Source organism: Rhodococcus sp. 11-3 (assembly GCF_023704055.1).
Lineage (GTDB): Bacteria > Actinomycetota > Actinomycetes > Mycobacteriales > Mycobacteriaceae > Rhodococcus > Rhodococcus aetherivorans.
In genome coordinates this window covers 4,238,345-4,262,479 of the sequence record NZ_CP080406.1, presented here as the reverse complement: position 1 = coordinate 4,262,479, position 24,135 = coordinate 4,238,345, and the positions used below count along the sequence as shown (strand labels likewise).

Below are 24,135 nucleotides of genomic sequence, written 5' to 3'. Positions count from 1 at the left end.
AGGTGAGCGATACATTCGCTCGGGGGAGGCGCAAGCCGACAACCGGAAGGCACCCCATGTCCGTCCCGCTCCGCCTCGTCGCCACCGCCGACGCGGTTGCTCTCCTGCGCCGTCTCGCCGAGCGGCACGGGCCGCTGATGATGCACCAGTCCGGCGGCTGCTGCGACGGGTCGGCGCCGATGTGCTACCCGGACGGCGACTTCGTCGTCGGCGACCTGGACGTGCTGCTGGGGGTGCTGGACCTGCGGCTGCAGGTGGGGACGACGGCCGGTGACCTGCCCGCGGGCGCCGACGCCGTCCCGGTGTGGATCTCCGGGTCCCAGTTCGAGGCGTGGAAGCACACGCAGCTCGTTCTCGACGTGGTGCCCGGCCGCGGCTCCGGGTTCAGCCTGGAATCGCCCGAGGGGCTGCGCTTCCTCAGCCGCGGCCGCGCCTTCACCGCCGACGAGAACGACGCCCTCGCCCGCGACACACCCCTGCTCGGCAAGCGGTGGGCCGCCGGTGCCCGTCCGGAGCCGGCCGCCGAGCCGACCGTCGTGGCCGAGGCCGCCGACGCGTGCCCGGTGCCGACGCCCCGGGGCGCCTCCTCGTAACACTTCCGTGACCGCGTACTGACGCGGTGTGTACCTACCGCTCGTACCGTGAGTACGCGCGGTGTCCTCGACGTGCCCGCTCGACACGTCGCCATCCTCCGTCGAGAAGAGAGATCATGTCGTTGACCGACCCGCCCAGGACCGGGGCCGAGACCCCGGCCCACCACGACGGCGCGGACTTCCACGCCGAGAGTCGTGCGTATCTCGAAAAGCGCACTCTGAGAAAGGGTTCGGCGGGCTGGGTGCTGCTCGCGGGCCTCGGTGTCAGCTACGTGATCTCCGGTGACTACGCCGGCTGGAACAACGGCCTGGCCGAGGGCGGATTCGGTGGTCTGCTCGTCGCCTCGGTGGTCATCGCGGCCATGTACTTCGCGATGGTGCTCGGCATGGCCGAGCTGTCCTCCGCGCTGCCCGCCGCCGGCGGCGGCTACACCTTCGCGCGCCGCGCCCTCGGACCGTGGGGTGGATTCGCCACCGGCACAGCAATTCTCATCGAGTACTCGATCGCCCCGGCCGCGATCGCCACGTTCATCGGCGGGTACGTCGAGTCGCTGAACCTGTTCGGCATCACCGACGGATGGTGGATCTATCTCGCCGTGTACGCGGTGTTCATCGGCATCCACCTCACCGGCGCCGGCGAAGCGCTCAAGGCGATGTTCGTGATCACGGCGATCGCTCTCGTCGGGCTCGTGGTGTTCGCCGTCTCCGCCGTCGGGCTGTTCGACACCGCGAACCTGACCGACATCGCCGTCGACGAGACCGCCGCCGGAGCGTCGTCGTTCCTTCCCTTCGGCCTGTTCGGCATCTGGGCGGCCGTGCCGTTCGCGATCTGGTTCTTCCTCGCCGTCGAGGGTGTGCCCCTGGCCGCCGAGGAGGCAACCGAGCCGGAGAAGAACGTGCCCAAGGGCATCATCGTGTCCATGCTGGTGCTGCTCGTCACCGGTGCGACCGTGCTGTTCCTGGCCACCGGCGCGCTCGGCGCCGACGCCCTGTCCACATCCGGTAACCCGCTCGTCGAGGCCCTCGGCGACACCGGCGCAGCGAAGGTGGTCAACTACATCGGGCTCGCCGGCCTGATCGCGAGCTTCTTCTCGATCATGTACGCGTACTCGCGGCAGACGTTCGCGCTCTCCCGCGCCGGGTACCTCCCCACGAGCCTGTCGCTGACCAACAAGCGCAAGGCGCCCATGCTGGCGCTGATCGTCCCCGGCGTGATCGGGTTCGCGCTCTCGCTCACCGGCGAGGGAGCGATGCTGCTCAACATGGCCGTCTTCGGCGCCGCGGTGAGCTATGTGCTGATGATGGTCAGCCACATCGTGCTGCGCCGGCGCGAACCGCACATGCCGCGGCCCTACCGCACCCCCGGCGGCGTCGTCACCACCTCCTTCGCGCTGGTCGTCGCCGCGGCCGCCGTCGTGGCCACCTTCCTGGTCGATCCCGTCGCCGCCCTGTGGACCCTCGGTGCCTTCGCCGCGTTCATGGCCTACTTCGGGCTCTACAGCCGGCACCGGCTGGTGGCGAACTCGCCCGACGAGGAGTTCGCCGCGCTCGCCGAGGCGGAGGCCGAGCTGAAGTGAGCGTCTACACCCAGCATCTCGCCGGCACCACCTACACCTTCGACGGCCTCGTCGACCTGCTCGCCAAGGCCACCCCGCGCCGCTCCGGCGACGAACTCGCCGGCTGCGCGGCCGAATCCGACGCCGAGCGTGCGGCCGCGCAGTGGGTCCTCGCCGACATCCCGCTCGACGTGTTCCTCGCCGAGCCGGTGGTGCCGTACGAGACCGACGAGGTCACCCGGCTGATCCTCGACGATCACGACCGCGACGCCTACAGGTCCGTGCAGCACCTGACGGTCGGGGGACTGCGCGACCTGCTTCTCGACACCGTCACGAAAACCGATGCGGCCGCGGCGTTCGCCGCCATGTCGCCCGGCCTGACCCCCGAGATGGTCGCCGCCGTCAGCAAGCTCATGCGCAACCAGGACCTGATCGCGGTGGCCCGCGCGATCGAGGTCACCTCGGCGTTCCGCACCACCGTCGGACTGCCCGGCCGGCTCGGCACCCGGCTGCAGCCCAACCACCCCACCGACGATCCACGCGGCATCGCCGCCGCGACCCTCGACGGGCTGCTGATGGGCTGCGGCGACGCCGTCATCGGCATCAACCCGGCCACGGACTCGCCACAGGCCACCGCCGACCTGCTGCACCTGCTCGACGAGATGCGGCTGCGCTTCGACATCCCGGTGCAGTCCTGCGTCCTGTCCCACGTGACGACCACGCTCGGCCTCATCGAGGCCGGTGCCCCGGTGGACCTGGTGTTCCAGTCCATTGCCGGCACCGAGGGGGCGAACGCCGGCTTCGGCGTGAACCTGGCTCTGCTGCGGGAGGCGAACGAGGCCGGTCGCGCTCTGGGGCGCGGCACCGTCGGCGACAACGTCATGTACCTCGAGACGGGGCAGGGCTCGGCGCTGTCGGCCGGCGCGCACCTCGGCACGGGCGGACGCCCCGTCGACCAGCAGACCCTCGAGACCCGCGCGTACGCCGTCGCCCGGGCGCTCGACCCGCTGCTGATCAACACGGTGGTCGGGTTCATCGGCCCCGAATATCTCTACGACGGCAAGCAGATCGTCCGGGCCGGCCTCGAGGACCACTTCTGCGGCAAGCTGCTGGGCCTGCCGATGGGCGTGGACGTCTGCTACACCAACCACGCCGAGGCCGACCAGGACGACATGGACACCCTCCTGACCCTGCTCGGGGTGGCCGGCGCCGCGTTCGTCATCGCGGTGCCCGGAGCCGACGACGTCATGCTCGGCTACCAGAGCCTGTCGTTCCACGACGCGCTGTACGTGCGTCGCGCGCTGGGCCTGCGCGCCGCCCCCGAGTTCGAGCGATGGCTCTCCGGTCTCGGCATGGTGGACGGAGCCGGGCACATCCTGCCGGTGGACGCGGCGGCCTCCCCGCTGCGCGCCCTCGCGGGAGGTGCGGCGTGAGCGGGTCCGTCGACCGTGACTTCTGGGCACCGCTGCGGTCGGCGACCCAGGCCCGCATCGGGCTCGGCCGGGCCGGCGACGGCCTCCCGACCGCTCGGGTGCTCGAGTTCCGGGCCGCGCACGCCGCGGCCCGCGACGCGGTGCACCAGCCCCTCGACGTGCCGGCGCTGGCCACCGACGTCGAACGCCTCGGACTCGGCGCGCCGATCGTCGTCACCAGCCGGGTGAGCGATCGCGGCGAGTACCTGCGCCGCCCGGACCTGGGCCGCCTGCCCGAGGATCTGTCCGCGGTCCCCGGCACCGGCGCCGACGTCGGGGTGGTCCTCGCCGACGGGCTCTCGCCGCGAGCCCTGGCCGAGCACGGCGTCGCCCTGCTCGAGGCCGTCGTGGCGGCCCTGCCGCGGCACCTGTCCGTGGCACCGCCGGTGATCGCGACGTCGGCACGGGTGGCGCTGGGCGACCACATCGGCGCCGCCCTGGGGGTGCGCACGCTGCTGGTGCTGATCGGGGAGCGGCCCGGGTTGTCGGTCGCCGACAGCCTCGGGGTGTACCTGACCCACGAGCCGCGGCCCGGTCGGGCCGACGCCGAGCGGAACTGCGTGTCCAACATCCACCCCCCGGAGGGGCTCGGGTACGCCGCGGCCGCGCGTGTCGTCGCGGGGCTGGTCGACGGGGCGCGCCGGCTCGGGCGTTCCGGTGTGGACCTGAAGGACACGACGCGGGCGGACCGGCTCGATTCCGCGACGGTGGGGGAGTTGTAGAGGCGAGAGTGTGACGTACCCGCGTGGGCGGTTGACATCGCGACCGGAAGCGCCAAATCATGTACTCCGCCCGACCGGGTGACACGTACCGCCCGCGACCGGGCGACGAGGAGAAGACACGATGGCGTTCGCTGGCAATGTCGACGAGCTGGCTCTGCTGCAGACGGTGCGGTTGAAGGAGACCGTCACCGCCGAGATGATCGCGGCGCATCTGGGGGTGTCGGTCGCGTCCGGGCGGGCGGCGTACGACGCGCTGGTCACGCAGGGCAAGGCGAAGGAGACCGGCAACGGCATCTCCCTGACCGACGCAGGGGTCGCGGAACTGACCGATCAGCTCGACGCGGAGCGCGTCTCGATCGACGAGGATTCTCTCGCGGAGCTGTTCGAGCAGTTCGGCCCGCTCGACGAAGAGCTCTCCGCGCTGCTCGCCGACCCGGAATCCGCCAACTTCCTCGACGAACTGATCGAGCTGGATCGCAAGGCGCAGAACCTCTTCGACGACGTGTCGGCGTTCGTTCCGCGCCTGTCGCGGTATCAGGACCTGTTCGCCGAGGCGCTCGGGAAGATCAAGTCCGGCGCGCTGGCGTGGGCGACGGCGCCGAACATCGACTCGTACGCGACTGTGTGGAGCGAGATGCGCGCCGAACTCACCGGCGCCGCCGGTCGCTGACCGGCGCCGCCGGTCACCGGAACGCAGCGACGAAGCGCCGCTGCCACGGCGTCTCCACCGCTCGGTGCGAATAGTGTTCGCGCACATAGGCGACGGCCTCGCCGGGCGGTACGCCGTCGAGGATCGCGAGGCAGGCCAGGGCGGTGCCCGTGCGCCCCCGGCCACCGCCGCAGGCGACCTCGACGCGTTCGGTCGCGCACCGCTGCCACGCCTCGTGCAGTATCCGGCGGGCAGCGCCGGGGTCGGTGGGGAGGCGGAAGTCGGGCCACCGGATCCACCGGGCGTCCCACGGGACCGCCGGCGGCGTCCGGCCCGCGAGGTACACCCCGAGGGTGGGCAGCGGTCCGGCCGGAAGGGGACGTCGGACGCCACGGCCCCGGACGTACCGGCCCGACGGTAGTGCCAGGATCCCCGGGGCGTGCGGGTCCCAGGTCGTCGTCGCCATGAACGGAGCGTAGACGGCGCGAAAGTTGTTCGGCCACCGGGTGTCCCGGAATCCGAGCGGACGACCGCGCGTGGTGAGGGGTGGACGCCCCGCGACGATCAAGTCCTTCGTTCGGCAAACTACGTGATCCGGCTCACAGCCACCCCCCTTTCGGGGGTAGTGGGGGAGTGAGACGGATCACTACCTTTCCTTCCATCGCGCGGCGCAGGGCCGCCGCGGCTCGGACGGAAATACGGAGGACAGACGTGACCACAGTGTCGACACCGGGGGCCGAACCCCCCGTGGTACCGGCGGGACAGAAGCCCGCCGCGCCGACCGCCCCCGCCCCGGGCGGACCCGGCATCCGACGCGTCGCCATCGCCAGCTGCATCGGCACCACCATCGAGTTCTACGACTTCTTCATCTACGGAACCGCCGCAGCCCTGGTCTTTCCGACGGTGTTCTTCCCGGCTCTCGGCGCCACCGCCGGCACGGTCGCCTCGTTCGCGACCTTCGCCGTCGCGTTCATCGCCCGCCCGGTCGGCGCCATGCTGTTCGGGCACTTCGGCGACCGCATCGGCCGCAAGAAGACCCTCGTCTCCACGCTGCTGCTGATGGGCATCTCGACCCTGCTCATCGGGCTGCTGCCGGGCGCCGAGACGATCGGCGTCGCCGCCCCGATCATCCTCGTGCTGCTGCGATTCGCGCAGGGCTTCGCCGTCGGCGGGGAATGGGCCGGCGCGACGCTGCTCACCGCCGAGTACGCGCCACCGGGCAAACGCGGCCTGTACGCGATGTTCCCGCAGCTCGGCCCCGCCATCGCCTTCGCCCTGTCGAGCGCCACCTTCCTGTTCACCGGCCTGGCCCTCGGCGACACCAACGAGGCCTTCCTCAACTACGGCTGGCGTATCCCGTTCCTGTTCAGCATCGTTCTCGTGGCCATCGGTCTCTACATGCGCCTCGCCATCGAGGAGACCCCCGTGTTCCGGGCCGAGAGCGAGGCCCGCGCCGCCGCCCCGGCCGAGAAGCGCACCCTGCCGTTCCTCGACGCCCTGCGCTACCAGACCAAGGAGATCCTCCTCTCGGCCGGCGCACTGGCGATCATGTTCGCCTTCTTCTACATGGGCACCGCGTACCTGACCAGCTACGCGACCAAGACCCTCGGCTTCTCCCGGCCGTTCGTCCTCACCGTCGGCATCGTCGCCTCGTTCGTCTTCGGCGCCGCGATCGTGCTCTCCGCCCTCTACTCCGACCGGGTCGGCCGCCGGCGCGTCATCATGATCTCCTGCGGCTTCTCCGTCGTGTGGGCGCTGGCGCTGTTCCCGCTGCTCGACACCGGCTCGCCGGTCGCGTTCGTCGTCGGCATGATGGTCACCCTGGCCATCTTCGGCATCGCCTACGGACCATGCGGGGCGCTGCTGCCGGAGATGTTCCACACCCGGTACCGGTACACCGGCGCCGGACTCGGCTACAACCTCGCCGGCGTCCTGGGTGGCGCGATTCCGCCCATGCTGGCCGCGCCCCTCGCGGCGTCCTACGGCGGCATCGCCATCGGCATCATGCTCTCCGTGCTCGGCGTGCTGAGCTTCGTGTGCACCAAGGCCCTCGTCGAGACCCGCGACCGAGCGCTCTGATCCCACCGGCGCCCTCCCCGACACCCCGGGGAGGGCGCCTCGTGCTGCCACCGCACCGCCAACTGTCCAGAATCCGAACACCTGCGGCGCCGGATCGGCGAGCATGGTGGACGAGTCCACGAGATCCCCTCGCTCGCCCCGGGCCGCGCACACTGCAGGAGCACCCATGACCGGTTTCGCCACACCCGAATTGCCCAGCTACACCTCGGGGGCGTGGAACACCCCGCTGCTGGGGGACACGATCGGCGACAACTTCGACCGCACCGTCGCCCGCCACGGCGACCGCGACGCGCTCGTCGACCGCGCCGCCGGCCGGCGCTGGACCTACACCGAACTCGCCGCGGAGGTCGACGCCCTCGCGCTCGGTCTGCTGCGCGCCGGCATCGGCAAGGGCGACCGGGTGGGCATCTGGGCGCCGAACCGGGCGGAGTGGGTGTTCGTCCAGTACGCCACCGCGAAGATCGGCGCGATCCTGGTCAACATCAACCCCGCCTACCGCTCGCACGAACTGCAGTACGTGCTCACCCAGGCCGGGATCCGGATGCTGATCTCCGCGCCGAGTTTCAAGACGTCCGACTACGCCGCAATGATCTCCGAGGTGCGCGGCGACTGCCCGGACCTCGAGCAGGTGGTGCTGCTCGGATACCCCGAATGGAACGAACTCGCCGAGTCCGGACGCGCCGCACTCGCCGACGACCGCACCCGGCTCGACGCCGCCCAGCGTGACCTGTCGGCCGACGATCCGATCAACATCCAGTACACGTCCGGCACCACCGGATTCCCCAAGGGCGCCACCCTCAGCCACCACAACATCCTCAACAACGGATTCTTCGTCGGCGAGCTGTGCCACTACACCGAGAACGACAAGGTGTGCATCCCGGTGCCCTTCTACCACTGCTTCGGCATGGTCATGGGCAACCTGGCCTGCACCAGCCACGGCGCGACGATGGTCATCCCGGGACCCGCCTTCGACCCGGCCCAGACCCTGGCCGCCGTCGCCGAGGAGCGCTGCACCTCCCTGTACGGGGTGCCGACGATGTTCATCGCCGAACTCGCCGACCCCTCCTTCGAGACCCACGACCTGTCGAGCCTGCGGACCGGCATCATGGCCGGCTCCCCGTGCCCGGTCGAGGTGATGAAGCAGGTCATCGAGCGGATGGGCATGACCGAGGTCTCCATCTGCTACGGCATGACCGAGACCTCGCCGGTGTCCCTGCAGACCCGCAGCGACGACACCATCGACCAGCGCGTGTCCACCGTCGGCCGCGTCGGCCCGCACCTCGAGGTCAAGATCGTCGACCCGGCCACGGGCCTGACCGTCCCGCGTGGTGAACCGGGCGAGCTGTGCACCCGCGGCTACTCGGTGATGCTCGGCTACTGGAACCAGCCCGACAAGACCGCCGAGGCCATCGACAAGGCCCGGTGGATGCACACCGGCGACATCGGCGTCATGGACGCCGACGGGTACGTCTCGGTCACCGGCCGCATCAAGGACATGGTCATCCGTGGTGGCGAGAACATCTACCCGCGGGAGATCGAGGAGTTCCTCTACACCCACCCGGACATTCTCGACGCGCAGGTCGTCGGCGTGCCCGACGAGAAGTACGGGGAGGAGCTCATGGTGTGGATCCGGATGCGGGAGGGGGCGGCGCCGCTCGACGCGCAGTCGCTGCGCGAGTACTGCACGGGCAAGCTCGCGCACTACAAGATCCCCCGCTACGTGCACATCGTCGACGAGTTTCCGATGACGGTCACCGGCAAGATCCGCAAGGTCGAGATGCGGGAGCTGTCCACGGCCCTGCTCGGGGAGGCCGAGCGGGGGTGAACGGTCTGCGGCCGGAGATCGCGCTGTCCTGGAAACGCTCGCAGTTGAGCGGGATCGACCCGGGACGGCTCCCCGAGCCGACCCTGCTGGGCCCCTCGGACGCGGCCGGGCGGCTGCTCGACGCCGCCCGGCCGGTGCTCGACGAGCTGCGCACGCAGCTCGCCGGCACGGGCTGCTGCATCCTCCTCGTGGACCGGGACTGCCGGATCGTGGCCCGGCTGTTCGACGCGGCACCCATGCAGCGCGCCATGGAGGAGATCGGCGTGGTCCCCGGCGCGACCCTGAGCGAGGACACCTACGGCACCAACGCTCTCGGCACCCCGTTCGAGGTGCGGCAGAGCCTCGTGGTGCACGGCGAGGAGCACTACCTCGAGTCCCTCAAGGACTTCAGCTGCTACGGGCACCCCCTCGTGCATCCCGTCACCCGCCGCATCGAAGGCATCCTCGACATCACCGCCGCCGGCAAGATCGCCAATCCGCTGTTCGTGCCGTTCCTCGCCCGCGCGGCCCGCGACATCGAGGCGCGGTTGCTCGAGGGGGCCCGCGAATCGGACCGGCGGGTGGTCGATGCGTTCCAGCGGGCCGCGCAGCAGCGCGGCGTCGCGGTCGCGGCCATGGGTGAGGACATCATGCTCACCAACAAGGCCGCCGTGGAACTGCTCGTGCCCGCCGACCACGCGGCGCTGCGCGCGATCGCGGTCGACCTGCCGGCGGGGGAGTCCCGCACGATGGACTTCGCGCTGTCCGCCGGCGGGCGCACCCGGTTGCGGATCGACCGCATCCCGGGCATCGGCAGCGGGGCGCTGTTCCTGCTCGACGCCGCCGCCGCGCGGGAACCCGTGCCCCGCAGCGACGTCGCGCAGGACGCGACGACGCGGCTGCGGCAGCGGCTCGGACGGCTGCGCGAGCGCACCGGTGGCGTGGCGATCCTCGGCGAGCCCGGGAGTGGACGGACCTGGGCCGCAAGGGAACTCGTACGTGACACCGTCACCTTCCTCGACGCCGCCCGGATCGTCGGCGAGGGCGAACACGAGTGGGCGGCCGGGCTGCTGTCGGTCGCCGCTGCGGCGGACGGCGGCGTCGTGGTCGTCGAACACGTGCACCTGGCGCCGGATCCGGTGCTGGCGCTGCTCTCGTCGATGCTCTCCGACCCGGCCGCGGCCCGCCTCGTGCTCACCGCGGACCCCCTGGACGACGTCCGCCCGACGGTGCGAGAACTGTTGGCGCGCTGCCCCGGTCAGGTCCGGGTGCCCGCGCTGCGGCAACGGATCCGGGAACTCGGCGACCTGGCCTCCGCGCTGGCCCGGGAACTCGACCGGCCGGACCTGCGCCTGGGCCCCAGTGCCCTGACGGCGCTGTCGGAACGCTCGTGGCCCGGCAACCTCGCCGAGCTGCGGGCGGTGCTGGCCGCCATCCCGGAGCGGGAGTCCCCGCTGCCGGTGCGGGTGGAGGATCTGCCGGTCGAGTACCGCGCGACGAGCCGGGTCTCGCGTCTGGGCGGGCGCGAGCGCGCCGAGCGGGAGGCCATCATCGAGGCGCTGCGCGAGAGCGGCGGCAACAAGGTGCACGCCGCGGCGCGGCTCGGCATCAGCCGCACCACCCTCTACAGCAGGATCCGCGCACTCGGCATCGCCGGCTGACCGTCGTATGCGCATGTGCGCACTGTCCAATCCTTGAACAGTTCCCGCGGGCCTGCCCGAAGCAGTATGACCCGTGTCACACTACTTCAGGAGGTTGGGCATGACAGCTGTTGCCGAGCACACCGTCGCTCCGCGGGTTCGGGAGTTTCTCTCCGGGACCAGGCAGCTCTACATCGGCGGCGAATGGGTCGACGCCGCCTCGGGCCGCGTCTTCGCGACCTACGATCCCGCGACCGGGGACAAGCTCACCGACGTCGCCCACGGTGCCGCCGAGGACGTCGACCGGGCCGTGCGGGCCGCCCGCAAGGCGTTCGACGAGGGCCCCTGGCCGACGATGAAGGCCGCCGAGCGCGAGCGCATGATCTGGCGGGTCGGTGATCTGCTCACCGAACGCGCCGAGGAGTTCGGCCAGCTCGAGGCCCTCGACAACGGCAAGTCCGCCGTGATCGCCGCGGCCGTGGACACGGCGTGGTCGGCGGACATCTTCCGCTACTACGCCGGGTGGGCCACCAAGATCGAGGGCAGCACGGTCAACGTCACGATGCCGTTCGTGCCCGGCGGTGAGTTCCACGCCTACACGCTGCGCGAGCCGGTGGGCGTGTGCGGGCTCATCGTGCCCTGGAACTTCCCGCTGCTGATGGCCGCGTTCAAGCTCGCGCCGGCCCTGGCCGCCGGCAACACGGTCATCCTCAAGCCCGCAGAGCAGACCCCGCTCACGGCGCTGCTGCTCGCCGAGATCTTCGAGGAGGCCGGCTTCCCGCCCGGCGTGGTGAACATCGTGCCCGGCTTCGGCGACGCCGGCGCCGCGCTCGCCGCCCACGACGACGTCGACAAGATCGCCTTCACCGGGTCCACCGAGGTGGGCAAGAAGGTCGTCGACGCCGCCAAGGGAAACCTGAAGAAGGTCTCTCTCGAACTCGGCGGCAAGAGCCCGAACATCGTCTTCGCCGACGCCGATTTCGACGCCGCCGTCGCCGGATCGCTCGATGCGTGGCTGTTCAACCACGGCCAGTGCTGCGTCGCCGGCACCCGGTTGTTCGTCGAGCGTCCCATCTTCGAGAAGTTCACCGAGGCCGTCGCGGAGGCGGCGAGCAAGGTGAAGATCGGCCCCGGTCTCGACCCGGCCACCCAGCTCGGCCCGCTGGTCTCCCAGGAGCAGCTGGACCGGGTCACCGGCTACCTGCGCCAGGGCCTGACCGACGGGGCACGCGCCCTCACCGGCGGAAAGCGCTGGGGCGACAAGGGCTTCTTCGTCGAACCGACCGTGCTGGTGGACGTGCAGCCCGACTTCAGCGTGGTGCGCGAGGAGATCTTCGGTCCCGTCGTCGCCGCCATGCCGTTCGACGCCGACGAGGGCATCACCGCCGCGGCCAACGACTCGATCTACGGGCTGGCCGCCGGCATCTGGACCCGGGACCTGTCGAAGGCGCACCGCACCGCGCGGCGGCTCAAGGCCGGTTCGGTGTGGATCAACCAGTACAACGGCTTCGACACCGCGATGCCGTTCGGCGGGTTCAAGCAGTCCGGGTGGGGACGCGAGCTCGGCGCGGGAGCGCTGGACCTCTACACCCAGACCAAGGCCGTGAACATCGCCCTCTGACCCCCGTCACCCGCCACCCTCAAGGAGAACAACGATGAAGACCAAAGCCGCAGTCCTGCTCGAGACCGGCAAGCCGTTCGAGATCATGGAACTCGACCTCGACGGCCCGGGCCCCGGCGAGGTGCTGATCAAGTACACCGCGGCGGGCCTGTGCCACTCGGACCTGCACCTGACCGACGGGGACCTGCCCCCGCGCTTCCCGATCGTCGGTGGCCACGAGGGTTCCGGCATCATCGAGGAGGTCGGCCCTGGCGTCACCAAGGTCAAGCCCGGTGACCACGTGGTGTGCAGCTTCATCCCGAACTGCGGCACCTGCCGGTACTGCTCGACGGGCCGGCAGAACCTGTGCGACATGGGCGCCACCATCCTCGAGGGCTGCATGCCGGACGGCTCGTTCCGGTTCCACTCCGGCAGCACCGACTTCGGCGCGATGTGCATGCTCGGCACGTTCGCCGAACGCGCCACCATCTCGCAGCACTCGGTGGTCAAGGTCGACGACTGGCTCCCGCTCGAGACCGCCGTGCTCGTCGGCTGCGGTGTGCCGTCCGGTTGGGGCACCGCGGTGTACGCCGGGGACGTCCGTGCCGGGGACATCGTCGTGATCTACGGCATCGGCGGCCTCGGTGTCAATGCCGTCCAGGGTGCCGTGCACGCGGGCGCCAAGTACGTGGTGGTCGTCGACCCGGTGGAGTTCAAGCGCGAGACCGCCCTGAAGTTCGGTGCCACGCACGCCTTCGCGAGCGCCGCCGAGGCGGCCGAGAAGGTCAACGAGCTGAGCTGGGGCCAGGGCGCCGACGCCGCCCTGATCCTCGTCGGCACCGTCGACGAGGAGGTCGTCTCGGCGGCCACCTCGATCGTGGGCAAGGGCGGCACCGTCGTCATCACCGGCCTGGCCAATCCCGAGAAGCTGACCGTGCACGTGTCCGGAACGGAACTGACCCTGTTCCAGAAGACCATCAAGGGCTCGCTGTTCGGCTCGGCGAACCCGCAGTACGACATCGTGCGGCTGCTGCGGCTCTACGATGCCGGCCAGCTGAAGCTCGACGAGCTGGTCACCCATCGCTACAGCCTGGAGGAGGTCAACCAGGGCTACCAGGACCTGCGGGACGGCAAGAACATCCGCGGCGTCATCGTCCACGACGCCTGATCGTGGGGTGCGCCTCGCCCGCCGGGCGGGGCGCACCTCCGGGACCGCGCAACTTTTTGCAGAAGATTCACCGGAATTCACCCGAAGTGCGCATATTCCGCGCACCCTGTGGCATACCGTCCCCACGGTTCGATGTTCCGAGAGAGGAGCCCGTGATGGGAGAAATCATCGGCACGATCATCTTCGGCGCGGTCATCGGTGTGCTCGCACGCCTGGTGATACCGGGGAAGCAGGCGATGGGATGGCTCATCACCATCGTCATCGGCATCATCGGTGCCCTGCTCGGCTACTGGATCTGGGGCATGATCAGCGACCAGGGCGACACCGAAGGTATCGACTGGATCCGCTGGATCATCAGTATCGCCGTGGCCGCGGTGCTGACGCTGGCCTACACCTCCATGACGAGGAGCAGGGTCCGGTAACAGCGGCGAAACGGGACCCCGTCCGGAGATCCGGACGGGGTCCCCGTGCCTGTTCAGGTCCCGGCGTCCTCGGTGCCCGGCCGATCGGCGCCGAGCGCGGCCAGGGTCATGCGCCGCAGGACCGCCCGGGTCGCCGCGGGAGAGGACCGGTCGGCGCTGTGCGGCGTCGAGTTGATGAGCCCGAACGCCGCGTGGGCCATGGTCCGAGCGTCGGACTCCCCCAGGGCGGGGTCGAGCCGGCGCAGCACGCCCACCCACAGCTCGACGTACCGCCGCTGGGTCTGGCGCACCTCCCGGCGGGCGTCCTCCGGGAGGGACTGCAGCTCCCGGTCCTGGACGCGGATCAGGTCCGGCTCCCCGAGCGCGAAGTCGAGGTGGAAGTCCACGAGCCGGTCGAGTGCGCGCCGGGGCTCGTCGGTGTGGTCGATCACGTCGGTACCGCCCGCCAGCAGGCGGCGGCTGATGTCGACCAGGAGCTCGACGAGCAGCGCGTCCTTGTTGGGGAAGTGCCGGTAGACGGCGGGACCGCTGATGCCCACCGCCGCGCCGAGATCCTCGAGGCGCACGCCGTTGAAGCCGCGCTCGGCGACGAGCCGTGCCGCGGCCTGCAGCAGTTGCCGCCGCCGGTCGGCCTTGGCCCGGCCGCGCGCGGTGAGCAGCTGCTCGTCGGTGTCCGGCTTCAGCTCGGTCATCGGCCGCACCCTTCCTTCCTGATGTGGTCTGGACAACTCAGTTAATCACAGCTAACCTTATTTTCAGTTATCGAGTATTAACTCAGGCGTTCACCCCCATGGCGAGGACGGTACTGTGACAACCCCCCCAACGACCGCTCCGCGGACCTACCGCGACCAGCACGTCCAGCTGGTCGCCGAGCTGCGCGACAAGCTCGCGACCGCCGCCCTCGGCGGCAGTGAGAAGGCGCGGGATCGGCACGTCGCCCGCGGCAAGCTGCTGCCCCGGGACCGCGTCGACGCCCTGCTCGACCCCGGCAGCGCGTTTCTCGAGATCGCGCCGCTGGCCGCGAACGGCATGTACGACGACGAGTGCCCGGGCGCGGGCATCATCGCCGGCATCGGCCGGGTGTCCGGCCGCGAGTGCGTGATCGTCGCCAACGACGCCACCGTCAAGGGCGGCACCTACTACCCGATCACGGTCAAGAAGCACCTGCGGGCGCAGGAGATCGCGCTGCAGAACCAGCTGCCCTGCCTCTACCTGGTCGACTCCGGCGGGGCGTTCCTGCCGCGGCAGGACGAGGTGTTCCCCGACCGCGAGCACTTCGGCCGCATCTTCTACAACCAGGCCACCATGAGCGCCAAGGGGATCCCGCAGATCGCCGCGGTGCTGGGCTCGTGCACCGCCGGCGGCGCCTACGTGCCCGCGATGAGCGACGAGGCCGTCATCGTCCGCAACCAGGGCACCATCTTCCTCGGCGGCCCGCCGCTGGTGAAGGCCGCCACCGGCGAGGTCGTCACCGCGGAGGAACTCGGCGGCGGCGACCTGCACTCGAAGGTCTCCGGTGTCACCGACCATCTCGCCGAGGACGACCGCGACGCGCTGAACAGGGTGCGCGACATCGTCGCCACGTTCGGGCCCCGCAACCCCCGGCCGTGGGACGTGGCGCCGACCTTCGCGCCCGCCGCGGATCCGGCCGAGCTGTACGACGTGGTGCCCACCGACCCGCGCACCCCCTACGACGTGCACGAGGTCATCGAGCGCATCGTCGACGGCGACCCCGCCGGGCCCGGCTCGAGCTTTTCCGAGTTCAAGGCCGAGTACGGCAAGACCCTGGTCACCGGCTTCGCCCGGATCCACGGCCACCCGGTCGGCATCGTCGCCAACAACGGCGTGCTGTTCGGTGAATCCGCCCAGAAGGGCGCCCATTTCATCGAGCTGTGCGACAAGCGCTCGATCCCGCTGCTGTTCCTGCAGAACATCTCCGGCTTCATGGTCGGCCGGGACTACGAGGCCGGCGGCATCGCCAAGCACGGCGCCAAGATGGTCACCGCCGTCGCGTGCGCGCGGGTGCCGAAGCTGACCGTCGTCGTCGGCGGCTCCTACGGCGCCGGCAACTACTCGATGTGCGGGCGGGCGTACTCGCCGCGCTTCCTGTGGATGTGGCCCAACGCCCGCATCTCGGTGATGGGCGGCGAGCAGGCCGCCTCCGTCCTGGCGACGGTGCGTTCGGAACAGCTCGACGCGTCCGGCACCCCGTGGACCGCCGAGCAGGAGGAGGCGTTCAAGGCGCCGATCCGCGCCCAGTACGAGCACCAGGGCAACCCCTACTACTCGACCGCGCGGCTGTGGGACGACGGCATCATCGATCCCGCCGACACGCGGGAAGTTCTCGGCCTGGCCCTGTCGGCGTGCGCGAACGCACCCCTCGAGCCGGTCTCCTACGGCGTCTTCCGGATGTGAGGCACATGAACATGTTCGATACCACCGGCCGAGCCGGGATGTTCCATACCGTACTGGTGGCCAACCGCGGGGAGATCGCGGTCCGGGTGATCCGGACCCTGCGCCGCATGGGCATCCGGTCCGTCGCCGTGTACAGCGACGCCGACGTCGGCGCCCGGCACGTGCGTGAGGCCGACACCGCGGTGCGCCTCGGCCCCGCCGCCGCGCGCGAGAGCTACCTCGACATCGCCAAGGTGATCGACGCGGCCCGGCGCACCGGTGCGCAGGCGATCCACCCCGGTTACGGCTTCCTGTCCGAGAACTCGGGCTTCGCGCAGGCCTGCGCCGACGCCGGGATCGTGTTCCTCGGCCCGCCCGCCAAGGCCATCGAGGTCATGGGCGACAAGATCACCGCCAAGAACGCCGTCGCCGCGTTCGACGTCCCGGTCGTGCCGGGCATCTCCCGGCCCGGCCTGACCGACGACGAGCTGATCGCCGCGGCCGGCGACATCGGGTACCCGGTGCTGATCAAGCCGTCCGCCGGCGGCGGCGGCAAGGGCATGCGCCTGGTCACCGAATCCGGTCAGCTCGCCGAGGCGCTCGCCTCCGCGCGGCGCGAGGCGGCCTCCGCGTTCGGTGACGACACCCTGTTCCTCGAACGGTTCGTGCAGCGCCCGCGGCACATCGAGGTGCAGATCCTCGCCGACACCCACGGCAACGTCGTCCATCTCGGCGAGCGTGAGTGCAGCCTGCAGCGCCGCCACCAGAAGGTGATCGAGGAGGCCCCGTCGCCGCTGCTCGACGAGGCCACTCGCGCCCGGATCGGGCAGGCCGCGTGCAACACCGCCCGCAGCGTCGACTACACCGGCGCCGGCACGGTGGAGTTCATCGTCTCCGCGGACGCGCCGGACGAGTTCTTCTTCATGGAGATGAACACCCGCCTGCAGGTCGAGCACCCCGTCACCGAACTGGTCACCGGACTGGACCTGGTGGAGTGGCAGGTGCGCGTCGCCGCCGGCGAGGCGCTCGGCTTCGAACAGGACGACATCACCCTGACCGGGCACGCGATCGAGGCCCGCGTCTACGCCGAGGACCCCGCCCGCGGATTCCTGCCCACCGGCGGCACCGTCGTCGGGCTCGACGAACCCGCCAACCAGGCCGGCACCGGGGTGGGCATCCGCGTCGACTCCGGGCTCGAGGTGGGCACGGTCGTCGGCAGCGACTACGACCCGATGCTGTCGAAGGTGATCGCGCACGGACCCGACCGCGCCGCCGCGCTGCGCCGGCTCGACCGGGCCCTGGCCGAGATCGCGGTCCTCGGGGTGGTCACCAACATCGACTTCGCCCGCTTCCTGCTCGCCGATCCCGACGTGCAGGCCGGCAACCTCGACACCGGGCTGCTCGATCGCCGCCTCGACGACTACACCGCCCCGGACACCCCCGACGCGGTGCTCGTCGCCGCGGCCGCGCACCGCTGGCTGCGCCGCTGGCCCGCGACGTCCACGACGTCGGCAGTGGACCCGTGGGACCGGCCCACCGGCTGGCGGGTCGGAGGACCCGCGCCGACCACCGTGCGGCTGCAGACCCCCACCCGCACCGATCACGTGCACCTCACCGGCACCCCGGAGGCCGCCACCGCCCGGGTCGAGGACGGCCCCGAGCGGGCACTCACCGCCCGGCTCGACGCCGGCCGCCTCGCCGTCACCCTCGACGGGGTGCGCTCGGAGTTCCTCGTCGCCGAGGGCGACGGGCAGCTGTGGCTCGCCGGTGACGGCGGCACCTGGCCGGTGCGCGAGGCCCGCGAACCGAACATCCGCGACGCCGACGCCCACGCCGGCGAGGCCGAGCTGACCAGCCCGATGCCCGGCACCGTCATCGCCGTCCCCGTCGAGAACGGCGCCACCGTCACCGCCGGCAGCACCGTCGTCGTCGTCGAGGCGATGAAGATGGAACACGCCCTGACCACGCCCGTCGACGGCACCGTCGAACTCCTCGTCGCCCCCGGCGACCAGGTCAAGGTCGACCAGCTCCTCGCCCGCGTCGTCCCCGGCAGCGGAGTTCCCACCCACTCCGTTCCCGCCCCCACCGACACCACCGACAGCTAGGACACCCCGATGACCGACTACCTCTCCACCGGACAGCTTCCCGAGGACTACCGGGACCTGAAGAACACCGTCGCCGACTTCGCGCAGACCGTCGTCGCACCCGTCGCCGCCGAGCACGACGCCAACCACACGTTCCCGTACGAGGTCGTCGCGGGCATGGCCGAACTCGGCCTGTTCGGGCTGCCGTTCCCCGAGGAGTACGGCGGGCAGGGCGGAGACTACTTCGCGCTGTGCCTCGCGCTCGAGGAACTCGGCAAGGTCGACCAGTCCGTGGCCATCACCCTCGAGGCCGGCGTCTCGCTCGGCGCGATGCCGATCTACCGCTTCGGCACCGAGGAGCAGAAGCAGAAGTGGCTGCCGCAGCTCGCCGCGGGACGGGCGCTGGGCGCGTTCGGCCTGACCGAGCCCGGCGCCGGCAGCGACGCCGGCGGCACCAAGACCACCGCCAAGCTCGACGGTGACCAGTGGATCATCAACGGCAGCAAGCAGTTCATCACCAACTCCGGCACCGACATCACCGAGATCGTGACCGTCACCGCCGTCACCGGCGAACGCGACGGCAAGAAGGAGATCTCCACGATCGTCGTGCCCACCGACACGCCCGGCTTCGTCGCCGAGCCCGCCTACAACAAGGTCGGCTGGAACGCCTCGGACACCCACCCGCTGAGCTTCACCGACGTGCGGGTGCCGGCGGAGAACCTGCTCGGCGAGCGCGGCCGCGGCTACGCGAACTTCCTGCGCATCCTCGACGAGGGCCGCATCGCGATCGCCGCCCTGTCCACCGGCGCGGCGCAGGGCTGCGTCGACGAGTCCGTCAAGTACGCGAAGGAGCGCGAGGCGTTCGGCCGTCCCATCGGCCGGAACCAGGCGATCGCCTTCAAGATCGCCCGGATGGAGGCACGGGCCCATGCCGCCCGCGCCGCCTACTACGACGCCGCGGCCCTCATGCTGGCGGGCAAGCCGTTCAAGAAGCAGGCTGCCATCGCCAAGCTGGTCGCGTCGGAAGCGGCGATGGACAACGCGCGCGACGCGACGCAGATCCACGGCGGCTACGGCTTCATGAACGAGTACGCGGTGGCCCGGCACTACCGGGACAGCAAGATCCTCGAGATCGGCGAGGGCACCACCGAGGTCCAGCTCATGCTCGTGGCGCGGGAGCTCGGCCTGTGAGCGCTCAGCGACGCGTCACCCAGCGGGGACTGTGGTTCGAGGAGTTCGAGGTCGGCACTGTCTACGAGCACCGCCCCGGGCGCACCGTCACCGAGGCCGACAACGTCGCGTTCACCACGATGACGATGAACACGCAGGCGCTGCACCTCGACGCCGCCTACAGTGAGGGCACCGAATTCGGTGAGCGCCTGGTGAATTCGATGTTCACCCTGTCCACCCTCGTCGGATTGTCGGTGGCGCAGCTGACCCAGGGCACGATCGTCGCCAACCTCGGCTTCTCGGAGATCAAGTTCCCCGCGCCGGTCCGCCACGGCGACACCCTGTACGCCGAGACCCTGGTCACCGACAAGCGCGAGTCCAAGTCCCGTCCGGGGCAGGGGATCGTCACGCTCGAGCACACGGCCCGCAACCAGCACGGCGACGTCGTCGCGGTCGCGGTGCGCCAGACACTCGTGCAATGCCGGCCCGCCGACGACACGCAGAAGGGATAGGGGACAAGCATGGGTTCCGTCGACTCCGTGGGTGGTCCGGCGTGGTTGTTCTGTCCGGCCGATCGTCCGGAGCGGTTCGGTAAGGCGGCCGCGACGGCGGATGTGGTGATCCTCGATCTCGAGGACGGGGTGGCGCCGGGGGACAAGGACTACGCGCGCCGGTGCCTGCAGGACACCCCGCTCGATCCGGCCCGGACGGTGGTGCGGCTCAACCCGGCCGGCACGGCCGACCACCTCGCCGATCTCGAGTCCCTCGCGAAGACCCCCTATTCCCGCGTGATGCTGGCCAAGTGCGAGTCGGCGCAGCAGGTGACGTCGCTGGCGCCGCGGGAGGTGATCGCGCTGATCGAGTCCCCGCTGGGGGCGTTGAAGGTCGACGAGATCGCCCTGGCGGCGGGCACGGTCGGTCTGATGTGGGGTGCGGAGGATCTCGTGGTCGGCCTGGGTGGGCAGTCGTCCCGCCGGGGCGACGGGACGTATCGGGACGTGGCGCGGCACGTGCGGTCGCAGGCGTTGCTGGCGGCGAAGGCGTACGGGCGGTTCGCCCTGGACTCGGTGTATCTGAACATCAGGGACCACGACGGGTTGCGGGCGGAGGCGCTGGACGCGGTGGCGGTCGGGTTCGATGCGAAGGTGGCGATCCACCCCGGTCAGGTGGCGGTGATCCGGTCCGCATACGCGCCGAGCGCGGAGGATGTGGCGTGGGCGCGGCGGGTGCTGGCGGCGGTGCCGGAGGAGCGGGGGGTGTTCCAGTTCGAGGGCCGGATGGTCGACGCGCCGGTGCTGCGACACGCGGAGCAGATCCTGCACCGCTCCGGGCAGTCGGAGGCAGCGCCCGGGCAGTCGGAGGCAGCGGCCGGGCAGTCGGAGGCAGCGGCCGGCGCCTGACGGATCCGCGCTCTTGCCGGTCGTCCGCGCGGAATTCCCGCGCGGACGACCACCCGTCCCGCGCTCGGGTCACGATTGTGCTGACAGTGCGGTGCCCGGGCCGCATCATCGAAGAGATCACCCGATCGAGGAGGTCTCTATGTACAGCGTCGGCGGCCCGGCGTGGTTGTTCTGTCCGGCCGATCGTCCGGAGCGGTTCGGTAAGGCGGCCGCGACGGCGGATGTGGTGATCCTCGATCTCGAGGACGGGGTGGCGCCGGGGGACAAGGACTACGCGCGCCGGTGCCTGCAGGACACCCCGCTCGATCCGGCCCGGACGGTGGTGCGGGTCAACCCCGTCGGCACCGACGATCACGAGGCGGACCTGAAGGCGCTGGCGGCCACCGACTACATGCGGGTGATGCCGGCCAAGTGCGAGTCGGCGCAGCAGGTGACGTCGCTGGCGCCGCGGGAGGTGATCGCGCTGATCGAGTCCCCGCTGGGGGCGTTGAAGGTCGACGAGATCGCCCTGGCGGCGGGCACGGTCGGTCTGATGTGGGGTGCGGAGGATCTCGTGGTCGGCCTGGGTGGGCAGTCGTCCCGCCGGGGCGACGGGACGTATCGGGACGTGGCGCGGCACGTGCGGTCGCAGGCGTTGCTGGCGGCGAAGGCGTACGGGCGGTTCGCCCTGGACTCGGTGTATCTGAACATCAGGGACCACGACGGGTTGCGGGCGGAGGCGCTGGACGCGGTGGCGGTCGGGTTCGATGCGAAGGTGGCGATCCACCCCGGTCAGGTGGCGGTGATCCGGTCCGCATACGCGCCGAGCGCGGAGGATGTGGCGTGGGCGCGGCGGGTGCTGGCGGCGGTGCCGGAGGAGCGGGGGGTGTTCCAGTTCGAGGGCCGGATGGTCGACGCGCCGGTGCTGCGACACGCGGAGCAGATCCTGCACCGCTCCGTCGAGGCCCGCTCGGGCGATCACCGAGGGGGTGCGACGGCATGACCGACACCCCGGTGCCGCCGCAGTGGACCCCCACCGAACAGGACGTCGCCGACGCCCGCATCACCGCCTTCACCCGGTGGGTCGAGCAGCGCCACGGCCTCTCTCTTCCCGACTACTACGCTCTGTGGCGGTGGTCCGTCCACGATCTCGGGCGGTTCTGGCAGGACGTGTGGGACTGGTTCGACGTGCGGTCGCGCACCGATCCGGGACCGGCGCTGGCCGACGCCTCGATGCCCGGCGCGGTCTGGTTCCCCGGGGCGCGACTGAACTACGTGGAGCAGGCCCTGCGACACGCGCGCGACGACCGCCCGGCAATCGTGTACGTCGGCGAGGACGGGGAACGCACCGAGCTGGGCTGGGCCGAACTGCGCAGGCAGGCGGCCGCGCTGGCCGCCACGCTGCGCGAGCACGGCATCGGCGTCGGTGACCGCGTCGTCGGCTACCTGCCGAACATCCCGGAGGCCGTGGTCGCGCTGCTCGCCACCGCGAGCATCGGCGCCGTGTGGGCGGCCTGCGGCCAGGACTACTCGGCTCCCGCAGCCCTGGACCGGCTCGGGCAACTCGACCCCGCTGCCCTCATCACCGCCGACGGCTACCGGTTCGCCGGCCGCACCCACCCCCGCGCCGAGGCGGTCGCCCGGCTGCGGGAGGGGTTGCCGTCGCTGGCGCTGACCGTCGTGGTGCCCCGGCTCGGTGGTCCGCGGCAGGACCTCGAAGGCGCGCTCACCTGGGAGGCGGCGACCCTCGGGGACCATCCCCTCGACCCCGAGCCGGTGCCGTTCGACCATCCGCTGTGGGTCGTGTTCTCCTCCGGGACCACCGGCCTGCCGAAGGGCATCGTGCACGGGCACGGCGGGGTGGTGCTCGAGCATCTCAAGGCGGTCTCGCTGCACACCGACCTCGGGCCCGACGACACCTTCCTCTGGTACACCAGCCCGAGCTGGATGATGTGGAACTTCCAGGCGGCCGGGCTGCTCGTCGGGGCCACGATCGTCTGCTACGACGGCAGCCCGTCACACCCGCGGGTCGACCGGCTGTGGCGGATCGCCGCGGAGGAACGGGTCACCGTCCTCGGCACGAGTCCCGGCTACGTGCTCGCCTGTATCAAGGCGGGCGTCGTACCCCGGCGGGACCACGACCTGTCCGCGTTGCGGGCCGTCGGGGTCACCGGGTCCACGCTGCCCGCGTCCTCGTCGCGGTGGCTGGCGGAGAACGTCGGCGAACACGTCCCGGTGATGTCCATCACCGGCGGCACCGACGTGGTGTCGGCCTTCGTCGGCGCGGTACGCACTGTCCCGGTGTGGCCGGGCGAGCTGTCGGTGCCGTACCTCGGCGTCGCACTCGACGCGTACGACGAACACGGTCGCCCGGTCCGCGACGACGTCGGGGAGCTCGTGGTGACCGCACCCATGCCGTCGATGCCGGTCCGCTTCTGGAACGACCCGGACGGGCACCGCTACCGCGAGGCGTACTTCTCCGTCTATCCCGGGGTGTGGCGGCACGGCGACTGGATCACGATCACCGGGCGCGGGACCGTGGAGATGCACGGGCGCTCCGACTCGACGCTCAACCGGCACGGCGTCCGGATGGGCAGCGCCGACATCTATCAGGCCGTCGAGAAACTCCCGGAGGTCGTCGAGGCGCTCATGATCGGCGCCGAGCAGCCGGACGGCGGCTACTGGATGCCGCTGTTCGTGGTGCTCGCCGACGGGGTCGAGCTCGACGACGAGCTGCGGGAGAAGATCCGCGCGGCAATCCGGGAGCAGGCCTCGCCGCGGCACGTCCCCGACGACATCGTCGCCGCCCCCGGTGTGCCGCACACCCGCACCGGCAAGAAGCTCGAGGTGCCGATCAAGCGGCTCTTCCAGGGCGCCGACGCGGCACGCACGGTGGATCGCAGCGCGGTCGACGCGCCGGAGCTGCTCGACTGGTACGCGGGGCAGCGGAAGGAGCCGCGGTGACCCGCGTCACCGGACGGCACATCCGGTGGGGTGAGCCTGATTGGACATCCGTCCTGCTCGGGTGATCCGATGGCCGCATGGACGTCGCGATCAAGATCTTCCTCATCCTGCACTTCATCGGCCTCGCCGGGATCATCGGCTCCTGGCTCGCCGTGATCAAGGAACCGCGCGTGGTGGCCGGCATGCTGCACGGCGCGATCCTGCAGGTGGTGACCGGTCTCGCACTGGTCGGGCTCAACGAGGCGAACGACGCCGACCTGAACCACATGAAGATCGGTATCAAGCTCGTCGTCGCCGTCGTCATCCTCGTCCTCGCGATCGTCGGCATGAAGAAGGAACGGCAGAACCCGGGCTCGACCGCCGCCCTCGCACACGCGGCCGGTGCTCTCGGTGTCCTCAACGTCGTCATCGCCGTGCTGTGGTGACGGCTCCGACACCC

Annotated in this window: 21 protein-coding genes; 19 read left to right on the top strand and 2 right to left on the bottom strand. The window is 70.9% G+C overall.

The window, feature by feature from the left end; genetic code table 11:
- Window positions 1-56: 56 nt before the first annotated feature.
- From KZJ41_RS19625 to KZJ41_RS19605, 5 genes are all read left to right on the top strand, one after another.
- A complete protein-coding gene (locus tag KZJ41_RS19625) occupies window positions 57-593 on the top strand; it encodes a DUF779 domain-containing protein (RefSeq protein WP_102799905.1) in 537 nt (178 codons plus the stop codon).
- 116 nt (window positions 594-709) lie between these two features.
- The gene (gene eat / locus KZJ41_RS19620; protein ID WP_029544952.1) at window positions 710-2,170 is read left to right on the top strand and encodes an ethanolamine permease; all 1,461 of its coding nucleotides are present in this window, start codon (window positions 710-712) and stop codon (window positions 2,168-2,170) included.
- The gene (locus KZJ41_RS19615) at window positions 2,167-3,582 is read left to right on the top strand and encodes an ethanolamine ammonia-lyase subunit EutB (RefSeq protein WP_029544950.1); all 1,416 of its coding nucleotides are present in this window, start codon (window positions 2,167-2,169) and stop codon (window positions 3,580-3,582) included. Before eat ends, KZJ41_RS19615 begins: the two co-directional genes overlap by 4 nt.
- Entirely contained in the window at window positions 3,579-4,343 is a 765-nt protein-coding gene (gene eutC, locus KZJ41_RS19610) for an ethanolamine ammonia-lyase subunit EutC (RefSeq protein WP_029544948.1), read from the top strand. Before KZJ41_RS19615 ends, eutC begins: the two co-directional genes overlap by 4 nt.
- A 121-nt stretch (window positions 4,344-4,464) precedes the next feature.
- Window positions 4,465-5,013, top strand: a complete 549-nt coding sequence (locus KZJ41_RS19605; RefSeq protein WP_006930889.1) for a hypothetical protein — start codon at window positions 4,465-4,467, stop codon at window positions 5,011-5,013.
- 13 nt (window positions 5,014-5,026) lie between these two features.
- On the opposite strand, the gene KZJ41_RS19600 is transcribed toward KZJ41_RS19605, so the two are convergent.
- Window positions 5,027-5,458, bottom strand: coding sequence for a protein-tyrosine phosphatase family protein (locus tag KZJ41_RS19600; RefSeq protein ID WP_029544945.1), 432 nt, complete (start codon window positions 5,456-5,458; stop codon window positions 5,027-5,029).
- Window positions 5,459-5,703: 245 nt separating this feature from the next.
- Between KZJ41_RS19600 and KZJ41_RS19595 the strand changes: the two genes are divergently transcribed.
- From KZJ41_RS19595 to KZJ41_RS19570, 6 genes are all read left to right on the top strand, one after another.
- Window positions 5,704-7,071: an MFS transporter gene (locus KZJ41_RS19595; RefSeq protein ID WP_029544943.1), complete on the top strand. Its 1,368-nt coding sequence runs from the start codon at window positions 5,704-5,706 to the stop codon at window positions 7,069-7,071.
- Between the two features lie 166 nt (window positions 7,072-7,237).
- Entirely contained in the window at window positions 7,238-8,896 is a 1,659-nt protein-coding gene (locus KZJ41_RS19590) for an AMP-binding protein (RefSeq protein ID WP_006930868.1), read from the top strand.
- Complete coding sequence (locus tag KZJ41_RS19585) at window positions 8,893-10,536, top strand: sigma-54-dependent Fis family transcriptional regulator (protein ID WP_029544940.1); 1,644 nt, start codon at window positions 8,893-8,895, stop codon at window positions 10,534-10,536. The genes KZJ41_RS19590 and KZJ41_RS19585 overlap by 4 nt, the downstream gene beginning before the upstream one ends.
- Window positions 10,537-10,636: 100 nt before the next feature.
- Window positions 10,637-12,136 (top strand): aldehyde dehydrogenase family protein, encoded by a 1,500-nt coding sequence (locus KZJ41_RS19580; RefSeq protein ID WP_006947089.1) that lies wholly within the window; start codon window positions 10,637-10,639, stop codon window positions 12,134-12,136.
- 34 nt (window positions 12,137-12,170) lie between these two features.
- Window positions 12,171-13,283 carry an NDMA-dependent alcohol dehydrogenase gene (locus KZJ41_RS19575; RefSeq protein ID WP_006947092.1) on the top strand — a complete coding sequence of 371 codons (1,113 nt, stop codon included), beginning with the start codon at window positions 12,171-12,173 and terminating at the stop codon, window positions 13,281-13,283.
- Window positions 13,284-13,438: 155 nt separating this feature from the next.
- The gene (locus tag KZJ41_RS19570; RefSeq protein ID WP_006947094.1) at window positions 13,439-13,705 is read left to right on the top strand and encodes a GlsB/YeaQ/YmgE family stress response membrane protein; all 267 of its coding nucleotides are present in this window, start codon (window positions 13,439-13,441) and stop codon (window positions 13,703-13,705) included.
- Window positions 13,706-13,758: 53 nt separating this feature from the next.
- Here KZJ41_RS19570 and KZJ41_RS19565 read toward each other — a convergent pair whose 3' ends face one another.
- Entirely contained in the window at window positions 13,759-14,397 is a 639-nt protein-coding gene (locus KZJ41_RS19565) for a TetR/AcrR family transcriptional regulator (protein WP_102799906.1), read from the bottom strand.
- Between the two features lie 115 nt (window positions 14,398-14,512).
- Between KZJ41_RS19565 and KZJ41_RS19560 the strand changes: the two genes are divergently transcribed.
- The 8 genes from KZJ41_RS19560 (at window position 14,513) to KZJ41_RS19525 (ending at window position 24,121) form a co-directional block, all read left to right on the top strand.
- The gene (locus KZJ41_RS19560; protein ID WP_029544938.1) at window positions 14,513-16,120 is read left to right on the top strand and encodes a carboxyl transferase domain-containing protein; all 1,608 of its coding nucleotides are present in this window, start codon (window positions 14,513-14,515) and stop codon (window positions 16,118-16,120) included.
- A gap of 11 nt (window positions 16,121-16,131) precedes the next feature.
- Complete coding sequence (locus tag KZJ41_RS19555; protein ID WP_251550987.1) at window positions 16,132-18,204, top strand: acetyl/propionyl/methylcrotonyl-CoA carboxylase subunit alpha; 2,073 nt, start codon at window positions 16,132-16,134, stop codon at window positions 18,202-18,204.
- Window positions 18,205-18,213: 9 nt separating this feature from the next.
- A complete protein-coding gene (locus tag KZJ41_RS19550) occupies window positions 18,214-19,374 on the top strand; it encodes an acyl-CoA dehydrogenase family protein (protein WP_102799907.1) in 1,161 nt (386 codons plus the stop codon).
- Window positions 19,371-19,865, top strand: coding sequence for a MaoC family dehydratase (locus KZJ41_RS19545; RefSeq protein ID WP_006947103.1), 495 nt, complete (start codon window positions 19,371-19,373; stop codon window positions 19,863-19,865). The genes KZJ41_RS19550 and KZJ41_RS19545 overlap by 4 nt, the downstream gene beginning before the upstream one ends.
- Before the next feature lie 9 nt (window positions 19,866-19,874).
- Window positions 19,875-20,753 carry a CoA ester lyase gene (locus KZJ41_RS19540; protein WP_050035546.1) on the top strand — a complete coding sequence of 293 codons (879 nt, stop codon included), beginning with the start codon at window positions 19,875-19,877 and terminating at the stop codon, window positions 20,751-20,753.
- Between the two features lie 139 nt (window positions 20,754-20,892).
- Window positions 20,893-21,735: a CoA ester lyase gene (locus tag KZJ41_RS19535; protein ID WP_185712890.1), complete on the top strand. Its 843-nt coding sequence runs from the start codon at window positions 20,893-20,895 to the stop codon at window positions 21,733-21,735.
- Window positions 21,732-23,696 carry an acetoacetate--CoA ligase gene (locus KZJ41_RS19530; protein WP_185712889.1) on the top strand — a complete coding sequence of 655 codons (1,965 nt, stop codon included), beginning with the start codon at window positions 21,732-21,734 and terminating at the stop codon, window positions 23,694-23,696. The genes KZJ41_RS19535 and KZJ41_RS19530 overlap by 4 nt, the downstream gene beginning before the upstream one ends.
- Window positions 23,697-23,773: 77 nt before the next feature.
- Window positions 23,774-24,121: a hypothetical protein gene (locus KZJ41_RS19525; protein ID WP_006939718.1), complete on the top strand. Its 348-nt coding sequence runs from the start codon at window positions 23,774-23,776 to the stop codon at window positions 24,119-24,121.
- Window positions 24,122-24,135: the final 14 nt, after the last annotated feature.